General features: G+C 36.5%; 12 protein-coding genes. 2 read left to right on the top strand and 10 right to left on the bottom strand.

From position 1 onward, the window contains the following. Positions 1-200 precede the first annotated feature (200 nt). Complete coding sequence (locus CJF42_RS27790) at positions 201-356, top strand: hypothetical protein (protein WP_170940736.1); 156 nt, start codon at positions 201-203, stop codon at positions 354-356. A 126-nt stretch (positions 357-482) separates the two neighbouring features. Here the strand turns inward: CJF42_RS27790 and CJF42_RS23620 are convergent, their stop codons facing one another. The 7 genes from CJF42_RS23620 to CJF42_RS23650 form a co-directional block, all read right to left on the bottom strand. Continuing rightward, positions 483-1,814: an NAD(P)/FAD-dependent oxidoreductase gene (locus CJF42_RS23620; protein ID WP_095369005.1), complete on the bottom strand. Its 1,332-nt coding sequence runs from the start codon at positions 1,812-1,814 to the stop codon at positions 483-485. A 14-nt stretch (positions 1,815-1,828) separates the two neighbouring features. After that, a complete protein-coding gene (locus tag CJF42_RS23625; protein ID WP_095369006.1) occupies positions 1,829-2,386 on the bottom strand; it encodes a GNAT family N-acetyltransferase in 558 nt (185 codons plus the stop codon). 14 nt (positions 2,387-2,400) lie between these two features. After that, positions 2,401-2,979 (bottom strand): glutathione S-transferase family protein, encoded by a 579-nt coding sequence (locus tag CJF42_RS23630; RefSeq protein WP_095369007.1) that lies wholly within the window; start codon positions 2,977-2,979, stop codon positions 2,401-2,403. Positions 2,980-3,152: 173 nt separating this feature from the next. After that, entirely contained in the window at positions 3,153-3,434 is a 282-nt protein-coding gene (locus CJF42_RS23635; RefSeq protein ID WP_095369008.1) for a peptidylprolyl isomerase, read from the bottom strand. A 174-nt stretch (positions 3,435-3,608) separates the two neighbouring features. Then, complete coding sequence (locus tag CJF42_RS23640; RefSeq protein ID WP_502694811.1) at positions 3,609-4,067, bottom strand: DUF3299 domain-containing protein; 459 nt, start codon at positions 4,065-4,067, stop codon at positions 3,609-3,611. Between the two features lie 48 nt (positions 4,068-4,115). Next, the gene (locus CJF42_RS23645; protein WP_095369010.1) at positions 4,116-5,393 is read right to left on the bottom strand and encodes an ABC transporter permease; all 1,278 of its coding nucleotides are present in this window, start codon (positions 5,391-5,393) and stop codon (positions 4,116-4,118) included. After that, positions 5,390-6,073 (bottom strand): ABC transporter ATP-binding protein, encoded by a 684-nt coding sequence (locus tag CJF42_RS23650; RefSeq protein WP_095369011.1) that lies wholly within the window; start codon positions 6,071-6,073, stop codon positions 5,390-5,392. Before CJF42_RS23650 ends, CJF42_RS23645 begins: the two co-directional genes overlap by 4 nt. Positions 6,074-6,325: 252 nt before the next feature. Between CJF42_RS23650 and CJF42_RS23655 the strand changes: the two genes are divergently transcribed. Continuing rightward, positions 6,326-7,510: a BaiN/RdsA family NAD(P)/FAD-dependent oxidoreductase gene (locus CJF42_RS23655; protein ID WP_095369012.1), complete on the top strand. Its 1,185-nt coding sequence runs from the start codon at positions 6,326-6,328 to the stop codon at positions 7,508-7,510. Positions 7,511-7,608: 98 nt separating this feature from the next. On the opposite strand, the gene CJF42_RS23660 is transcribed toward CJF42_RS23655, so the two are convergent. Genes CJF42_RS23660 through CJF42_RS28880 form a run of 3 tightly spaced genes read right to left on the bottom strand, consistent with a single transcriptional unit; the run spans position 7,609 to position 9,652 of the window. Then, positions 7,609-8,340 carry a M48 family metallopeptidase gene (locus CJF42_RS23660; RefSeq protein ID WP_170940737.1) on the bottom strand — a complete coding sequence of 244 codons (732 nt, stop codon included), beginning with the start codon at positions 8,338-8,340 and terminating at the stop codon, positions 7,609-7,611. Next, entirely contained in the window at positions 8,340-9,065 is a 726-nt protein-coding gene (locus CJF42_RS28875) for a hypothetical protein (protein ID WP_252097720.1), read from the bottom strand. The genes CJF42_RS23660 and CJF42_RS28875 overlap by 1 nt, the downstream gene beginning before the upstream one ends. A 56-nt stretch (positions 9,066-9,121) precedes the next feature. Next, entirely contained in the window at positions 9,122-9,652 is a 531-nt protein-coding gene (locus tag CJF42_RS28880) for a type I restriction enzyme subunit R domain-containing protein (RefSeq protein WP_502694812.1), read from the bottom strand. Positions 9,653-9,665: the final 13 nt, after the last annotated feature.

The following is a 9,665-nucleotide window of genomic DNA, read 5'->3' on the forward strand; positions in this document are numbered from 1 at the left end:
ATATTGAGCGAGAATTGCTGAGTTTTTAGAAAATAAGTTGATGAATAAATTTTGGTATAATTAGTCACATTATATTGCCTATTATCACCTTAATTGACCATTTAACACATAGAGTCAAAGAAGTTATAAAAGCCCGTTATGATTCATTTCAGCAGCTATTAAGTAGCAAATTTAAAACCAATTAAATAAAGGAAAAGATTATGAATACTTCTAGCAATGGCGAACTTTTTACAACTTCTGTTTTAGGTGGGTTAATGATGGGAGTATTGGTATTTAATGGCATGGAATCAGCTGTGGCTGTTGGCTCAGTGATTGCGGTTACATTTATGAGCGCAGCTTATGCACTAACTAAGTAATTTCAAAATAATTAATAAAGTATTAAACACAAACCCAATCCGTTTGTAACTTAAAAAACACAGTCAACCAACTGTGTTTTTTTATATATCCATGTAGCACGGGTATAGAAATGCGTAGCAGATCTATTATAAATACTTATCTTTCAACCAGCCATAATTGTAATATGCGGCTTGACCTAAACGTCTAAATTGGGCAAATGGAAATTTAGGTAAGGGCATATTGTATAAAGGTAAATCGGGTACTTTATCTTTAGCAATTTGCTGCGCCAGCCTATAAGCCGCTTGCGCGCTAAAAGAAACGCCAGAGCCACAATAACCTAAACTGTATGCTGTATTATTATTGCTAAATATATGAGGCATATCATCAAGCGCTGCGGCAATCCAACCACTCCAAAAGTAGTCAATGTTAATATCTTTTAATACAGGAAAGCATTGACCTAAAGCACTTTGTAAACGATCTTTATAAATTGCTTTATCTTGATTTTTACCTTTTACGGCACCTCTACCACCAAATAAAATACGATTATCAGGCAACAAGCGATAATAATACTTTAAGGTACGAGTATCCATCGTAACTTGATGAGTTTTTAACCCCGTTATTTGTAACTCAAGTTCTGTTAAAGGACGAGTAACCATAATATTACTGAGTATGGGTAAATACCTCTGTGCGATGGCTTGATGAGTTTTTTGGCTGTTATATGCATTAGCGGCACATACAACTTGTTTAGCCAGTACTGTTCCATTAGGGCAGGTAAGTACATGTTTATCATTATTATGTTGCCAATCTAAAACAGGTGTTTGTTCATAAATATTAATACCTTGGTTACGAACCATATCACCATAACCTAGTACTAATTTTAATGGGTTAATACCAAAACCATCATTTAATCTTAAAGCACCGTAGGCTTCATGGTTGATCATATAATCAGATTTAAGCTTATCAGATGAAATAAATTCTGAATTACCACCAATATTTTTAGCTATGAAATCACTTTGCGCTTGTAATGAACCAAGTGCTTTTTTGTTATGGGCTATCTTTAAATATCCATTGGCTTGTTTATCACAATCAATATTATGTGACTCAATTAAACCTTCAACGCGACTGACAGCTTCACTAAATTCATTATAAATGCCTTTCGCTGTATTTAAGTCCCATTTATTAGCCATTTGGCTATAACTTAAACGGCCAGAACCTTTAAGTACAAAACCAGCATTGCGTCCACTGGCACCAAAACCAACTTGGTTTGCTTCTAATACGCAGCAATCAATTTGATATTCAGTAGCTAAATAATATGCGGTTAAAAGGCCAGTAAAGCCACCACCTATTATGGCGACATCAACTTGTTGATTTTGTGACAGTGGCTTTGAAGCCTGAGGGTAAGCAACTGTACTTGCCCAATAACTATTGGGCAAAGGTTGTTCTGCACAGTTTTTTGAAATAAGCGGATCGTATGTCATATTTTTAGTATTTTTTATTTAAATGTTAAAAGCATTTCAGCTGCATCGCAATGGCATTCACTGCCACAAAGAGTGCAAACGTATCCATTTTCTAAACTGTCGGGTAACCAACGATTGGGGTGGGTTTTTACTAATTTTCCACCTGCTTTTGAAAAATATCGAAATGCAGAGTTACCCGGACTTTGCAGCCAAATATGACTTACACCAGCAACTCCACCTTGTTTTTTTACGGCTTTAACTGATTCATTTAATAGTAATCCGCCAATGCCTTTACCACGCGCAGCTTCAGCAACAGTATTACATTTAAAATAACAAACTTTTTTAATAGGTACTTGCCATAATTCACAACTGCACCATCGATCTACTGTCCAGTTTAATGGCGCGAAAGTGAGTCTAAAACCTAATAGTTGGTTATTTTCAATGCCAACAAAGCTCGCATTAATATTATCTTTAATACTTTTTTGATGGATCAATTTAATTGATTCAAGATCTAAGTAATTATCGCCATGAACTAAATTACCCAATGCAATAACTGCGTCATAATGTTCAGGCGTTAACTCTTTTATATCCATGTTTAAATACCTCTTTACAATCTTGGGTCGTTCTTCTGCGTGCTTGCACGACTTTGATGTATTCTCCAAAATTGCATTAATGCTGGGTAAACTGATAAGTCAGTTAATTCTCTAAATTGGATCCAGTCTAATAAACAGTATAGGCTGATTTCAGGATAATCAAAGGAGTTGAACTCTTTATTCATTACTTGTTGATTCAGTACTGAAAGTACTTCAGTGATACGTTCGTTTTGTAAATTAAAAAATAAACTGTCTTGTTTAGTATCTAAATCAGAGCGTTGACAGATAAGCATTTCAACTAATGAATCATTACATGAATTGATCAGGGTTAGTTGATTTTCTTGATGCCAATTTAATGGTGCCAATTCAAATGTATGTTTTAAATAACGGTGAATGATATTTGAATCAAAAATCACTTGTTCGCCATCTTTTAACATCGGAATTTTACGAGTTGGATTTAACTCAATTAGTGTTGCTCGGTCTTTTTCATCAAAAATATTTAAATTAATAAACTCATATTGTATTTCCAGTTCATGACACAAAACACGAATACGACGAACATAAGGGGAGCTAGTTGAACCAAATAATAGCATGGGAATTCCTTTTAAAACAAACCTGCTTATCAGATTTATTGAGGCCACAGCGTGGCTTATAACAATTGTAATTAATTCACTTTCTACTGAGTGGGAGAACAACTACTATTAATTTATTTTTAAAAGATTTCGCATCACTGACTAAAGTAGGATGCGAAAAATCGGTATTGGCATTATTCGCTACGGCTGGTAACTTCTAATAAATGATAACCAAACTGCGTTTGTACCGGACCTTGAACTGTATTTACAGGTGCAGAAAAAACAACTTTATCGAACTCAGGAACCATCATACCAGGGCCAAACTCACCTAAATCCCCCCCTTCAGATCCTGAAGGACAGTTTGAATGTTGCTTTGCAACGTCCGCAAAATTAGCACCCGTTTCAATTTGCGCTTTTAGTTCATTACACTTTACTTCATCGTCTACTAAAATGTGTCTTGCAGTTGCTAGAGCCATATTTTTTCCTTTATTCTACTGAGGGTATAAATTAAAAATAAGTGTAAGGCAAAAAAATAAAAAAGGCGAGTAAATGGAGCACACTTACATAGTTTAAAGAGAATAACCAGTTAAAATATTTTTGTTTACTCCAACTGAATCCTGCATCTTGAAGTAGTTTGGCTATATTAGGTCTTATCCTTCAAATGGTGCCACACCGATACCTTTCATGCTGTAACCTACTTCGGCTATTTCACCACTCCAACCTTTAGTTGAAAGTACTCCCGTTACAACTATTGCATCGTATAAACTATCGATTGGCACCCCATCTTTTATGATCACATGCACAATTTGGTTTGGTGGTGGTGGTGGCACATGAAGACATGCGCCAAAATAGGGGACTAATAAAAACTCAGTGATGAGTTCATCGTCACCCTCAAGTGGCACTACAAATCCAGGAATACTGACAGTTTTACCATTGAGTTCATTCACTACAGGCGCATCTAAATTTGGCTGTACCCAGTTAGCTTGTGCATTTTCGTTATGACTAGCAGTCGCTTGTTGTTCTAATGGCACATGCCCTTTAGGAATAAGCTCATCCCAAAATAATTCTTTTGATGGTGCAGCGTGATTTGAAAATGACGTAACTGCCATTAAACCTGCGACTATAATTGCTTTTAAATTTTGCATTTTTCTCTCTTGTTAAACTCTAATGCTCATGCCATCGCTGAGTGAGTATTTATAAGCGCGCCAAGCGGGAATTAAGCCCACTAATAATCCTGATAATAATACGCCCGCTATTAATAACATTTCATGTTGTGTTAACCAAGTAAATGATAGTTGTAAACCTGATGTTTCTTGTAATTGCGTGGCTGTCGTTAATTGCACAGCATATAATAATCCTATACCTATAATACAACCTGTTGCGGTCAGTAGTACAGACTCACTGACTAATAACATGCCTATTTGCCATGGCCTAGCACCTAGAGAGCGCAAAATAGCGAGCTCTCGGCGGCGTTGATTTAAACTCGTTAATAAGCTAGTCAACATGCCTAATAAACCTGAGACAACCACAAAGCCAGAAATAACTAACAATACTTGCTCAACCATAGAGAGCATTTCCCATAATTGGCGTAGTGTAAGCCCAGGAATAATCGCCAATAATGCCTCGTTGTTTGTTAATTTTTCATCTGTATTAATGCTACGTTGTAAGGTTAATACGCCAATGCGTGATTTTAAACCTAACAAAAATGCGGTGATCTGTTTAGGCTCACCGATTAAATCTATGTCATGGTTATGATGTTCGTGATCGTGTTCATGTTCGTGAACCTGAGCATGAGCGCCTGAGTCATGCATTTTATCTATTGCTATTAGCGGTAAATGTAATGTTTTATCAAGTGGCGTGCCAGTCGGCTTTAAAATACCTACAACAGTAAAAGGGTGTTCATCATGGTGATGAAAGCTGGTATTGCCAGCGCCATGAGAAACCACGACTTCATCGTTAAGCTTATAACCAAGCTTTTTAGCGATTGAAGCACCTAAAACAATATCAAACTGTTTTTTAAAAGCGTGGCCTTGTGCAAAAGCTAACGGCTGCTTTTTAGCAAATTTGTAGTGTTTAAAATAATCAGGGGTGGTACCAAGTACTGGAAATCCCTTATGAGAATCTCCTAACGATAGCGGGATCGCCCATTTTACTGTGCTATGTTTTTTGATATTTTCATAACTTTGCCAACTTACATTGTGTGTTGCATGGCCAATTCTAAAAACTGAATACAGCAATAAGTTAATTGAACCAGTACGTGCGCCCACAATTAAATCTGTGCCTGATATGGTATTAGCAAAACTCGCTTTAGCTTGAGTACGAATACGTTCTACACCCAATAATAACATCACACTTACGGCTATAGTTAATAAGGTAAGTAATACAGTTGATTTGCGATTAAGTAGGCTTTTTTTCGCCAGAGTAAACATATTCATGAATTGGCCTCATTAAGCGTTTTTAAACATACATAGCGCTCAAATAAAGGCTTTAATGTTTCATCATGGCTTACAAATAACAAGGTTGTGCCAGCACTTTTACATTCTTTAAACAGCAATTTTATAAAGGCTTCACGACTTGCTTGGTCAAGCGCAGAAGTAGGCTCGTCAGCAATTAATAACTCTGGACTACCTATTAAAGCACGGGCACTAGCCACTCTTTGCTGCTGTCCTATGCTTAAATTTAAAATGTTTTGGCAAAATAACTGTTCAGGGATCTCTAAATGATTTAATAAGCGTTTAGCTTCTTCAATTACCGTTTTGCTTTTTTGTAATGCTTTAACTTTTCGTTTTTTAGAAAACTCGCACGCTAAGGTCACGTTTTCAATTACAGATAAATAAGGTAATAGGTTAAACATTTGAAAAATATATCCGATATGCTCAGATCTAAATTTATCTCTTTTACCTGCTGATAATTCACTTAAATTCGTATTTAAAATTTCAATTGTACCACTACTTGGTTGATTAATGCCCGCAAGTAAAGACAGTAAAGTTGATTTACCTGAGCCACTGGGGCCTTGTAAAAAAATGCTTTCGCCTGTTTTTATTTCAAGTGCATTTATTTTTAAAATGGCTTTTTGTTTTGGCCAGCTAAAACTGAGCTCTTTAATTGAAATCATGATTTTAAAATTCAAAAATTGCAGTAAATTTAAGTTATACAAGCATATTAAATATTTGGTATAAAAAATAGCTTTTCGAGATTAAACAAGCATTAAGTAAGTTGAGCTAAATTTGTTCTACGTTAGGTATGCGTAATACATAGCTTACAGGCGCTATGTATGAGAAAATACGCGGCTTAGTGATGCTATTTAAAATCAGCAAAGTGATTGTGATAGTAATACAAAAGTAATTTTTCAGCTTCAAGGTAAAAAATGAAACAGTTTGACGTAGTAATTATTGGTGCAGGTGCAGCCGGTTTAATGGCAGCAGCGACAGCAGGTTATAAAGGCCGCAGTGTTGCTTTATTAGATATGGGTAAAAAACCTGGCCGTAAAATTTTAATTAGCGGCGGTGGACGTTGTAATTTTACCAATGAAAATGCTAGCCCTGAAAATTACTTATGTCAAAATCCACATTTTGTGAAATCAGCTTTAAGCCGTTATACACAACATGACTTTATTGAGCTGGTGGACCGTCACGGCCTTAAATACCATCATAAAACATTAGGTCAGTTATTCTGTGATAATAGTGCGTCAGATATCGTAGATATCTTAATGACTGAATGTGAATGGGCAGGTGTATCGCACTTTTTACGAAACGAAGTCACAGCAGTTGAAAAAACTGAATCAGGTTATATTGTTGCAACCAGTGAAGACAACTTTGCATGTAATTCACTTATTGTTGCTTCAGGTGGTTTAACTATGCCTAAACTGGGTGCGTCGCCAATTGGCTATAAAATTGCTGAGCAGTTTGGTTTAAATGTATTACCAACAACAGCGGCATTAGTACCATTTACCTTGCATGATCACGATAAGCAAAGGTTTGATGGCTTATCGGGCATTAGTATTGATACACAAGTGACCAGTGAAGATGGCACTCAGTTTCGTGAAAATATTTTATTTACTCATCGCGGTTTATCTGGCCCTGCAATTTTACAAATTTCATCTTTTTGGCAAGCAGGTCAAGCAATAACAATAAACTTATTGCCTAACACCCCAATAACACAATTACTTGAAAACTGGCGTGAACAACATAGCCAAAAATCACTTAAAAATATGTTAGTGACCATATTGCCTAAGCGCTTTATTGAAGCCATGATTACTCAAGGAGATATTTTAGATAAAACCATTAAACAGCTTGAACATGGTGAAATAAAGGCATTAAGTGATTATATTCACAATTGGCAAATTAAGCCAAATGGTACCGAAGGCTATCGCACCGCAGAAGTCACTTTAGGTGGCGTTGATACCAATGAATTATCGTCTAAAACATTTGAAGCTAAAAAATCGCCTGGTCTATACTTTATTGGCGAAGTAATAGACGTAACAGGTTGGTTAGGGGGCTATAATTTTCAGTTTGCGTGGAGCTCAGGTGTGGCCTGTGGTGGTGCGGTTTAGTTGTATTCTGGTATTAAAAAATGAGACATTCTAATAGAAAAAGAGACAATCTATTATAAATTGAGATAGTTGAATAGTTTGTCTCATTTAGAATTTCTTTAATAACTCCAATCCTCATATGCCAGAGGCAGGCTATTAAGCAAGTCTCTGCGTTCTCTCCAATTTGGCATGTGTTTATCCATTAATGAACGAAAACGTTGGTTATGATGACGCTCTAGTAGATGAATTAACTCGTGGACGAGAATGTACTCCATGCATTCAAACGGCTTTTTAGCGAGTTCAAGGTTAAGCCAAATGCGCTTTGCTTGAATATTGCAGCTTCCCCACTTGGTTTTCATTTTTTTAGTGTTGAGTGAGTTAGCTTCAATCCCTAGTTTCTTTTGCCATAGAGGTAGCAGCTTTTCTAGTGAACGCTGCATTTCATCGCGGTAAAATCGGTTAAGTAATTTGAGTTTACTCTCTATTGAAGTAGTTTCAGCTACAGCTAGCTCTAATTTACCATTTCCTTTTGCTTGAACAGAATACTTACCTTGCGCATCAGTCACCTTTAAGCGGTATTTACGACCCCATAAGTAATGACATTCACCATTAACCATTTCACGAATAGATTGGCGTTCTTGCCCAGCAAAATCTGCTTGCTGTTTTTTAATCCAAGCAAGCTTATTAACAACGGCAAGTCGTATAGCTTGCTCACTTGTTTTGGTAGGCACGGATAACCTAACTCTGCCGTTTGGCGGTAACACGCTAAGGTGGATATTTTTAATATCTCTTCGGTTGATTTCTACATCAACCTCACCAATTCGAGCGATATCATTATCAGCTTTAGGCACTAATGATATTCCTTTTGCGCTTTAACCAAATCCATCACCTCAACAATATCCACTTTATAACTAGCGGTTTCTTGTCTTATGGCATTGGCTATTTCACGTTCTTTAAACCTATCACCAAGCCACTCAGCTTTTTTAGTGTAACGAACAGCTGTATCAATTTTAGTAGTGAGTACTTCATCGTTACCAAAGTTGTCGTAAATGGCCTGCTTCGCTAATGTATTAACAGTGTCAGGGTAGTTATGCTCCTTATTACCAGTAGGATTAACAACTTTTTTGGCTAAGGCTTTAATCTGCTCTAGGTATTCTTGATAGCTTATTGCTTGCTCTCTGCGCTGCTTAATAATTTCATCAAGCAATGTAGCCATACTGTCGAAGTATTTAGGGTTGACTGGGTTTTCATCAACAATTGTTTTCCTAACATTGTTTTCAATGGCTTCTGCCATTGCATCTTCATCTTCCCTCAGGCTTTCAGGTAATGATTCCAGTCCTTTACCATTGTTGTTTACCACTAAATCAATTAAACCAAGCTCTTCGAAATCCATTAGCAATTCACTATCATCAGCACGAATATACATATCAAGTAAATGACGCATTGCAGGTTCAAAACGCTTCATCTCAAGCAAGTCACCACTTGCAAGTTTTACCTCATCTCTTACTTTTTCAAAATAAGACACTTCTTTTTTAATTTTTTCTGACTCAGGTAGCGTATAACCTGCTTGTTCCATCTCATTTGCAACGTTGGTGTATGCGCGAATAAGTTTGGCAACTGTTTGGTAAAGGGTTAAACGTAATGCTTCTTTTCATTTCGTTCATTTTCATCTTCAGGCTCTACACCTGACTCACCACAAAAGTAATGGATGAAATCTTTAGTATCTCTAGGTGCTTTTACTGGCTCACATAAAGCCCTAACAGCTTCCAAAGCATTGTCCAAATCAGCTTTGGATTCTTTTAGTCGGTCTTTTAATAAATCAGCAACATCTTCTGCGTCATAACCATCAAAAGCTTCTGCTGTGAAATCTTTGATAGCTTTATCTAACGAACGGAATAAATCTTTGTAATCTACGATGTAGCCATAATCTTTATCTTCACCATCAAGCCTGTTAACACGGCAGATTGCTTGGAAAAGGTTATGGTCTGCCATCTTTTTATCAATATATAAGTAGGTGGCAGAAGGTGCATCGAAGCCTGTGAGTAGCTTATGAACCACAATTAACAGTCGCATTTGTCCTGGTTCATCGATGAATCGTTTTTTAACTGTTTTCTCAAATTCTTCAACACGTTTAGCGGCTTCGTCTTCAGTTTGCTCAACAATGTCATTAACTTAA

The sequence above is a fragment of the Pseudoalteromonas sp. NBT06-2 genome (assembly GCF_002276045.1).
Lineage (GTDB): Bacteria > Pseudomonadota > Gammaproteobacteria > Enterobacterales > Alteromonadaceae > Pseudoalteromonas.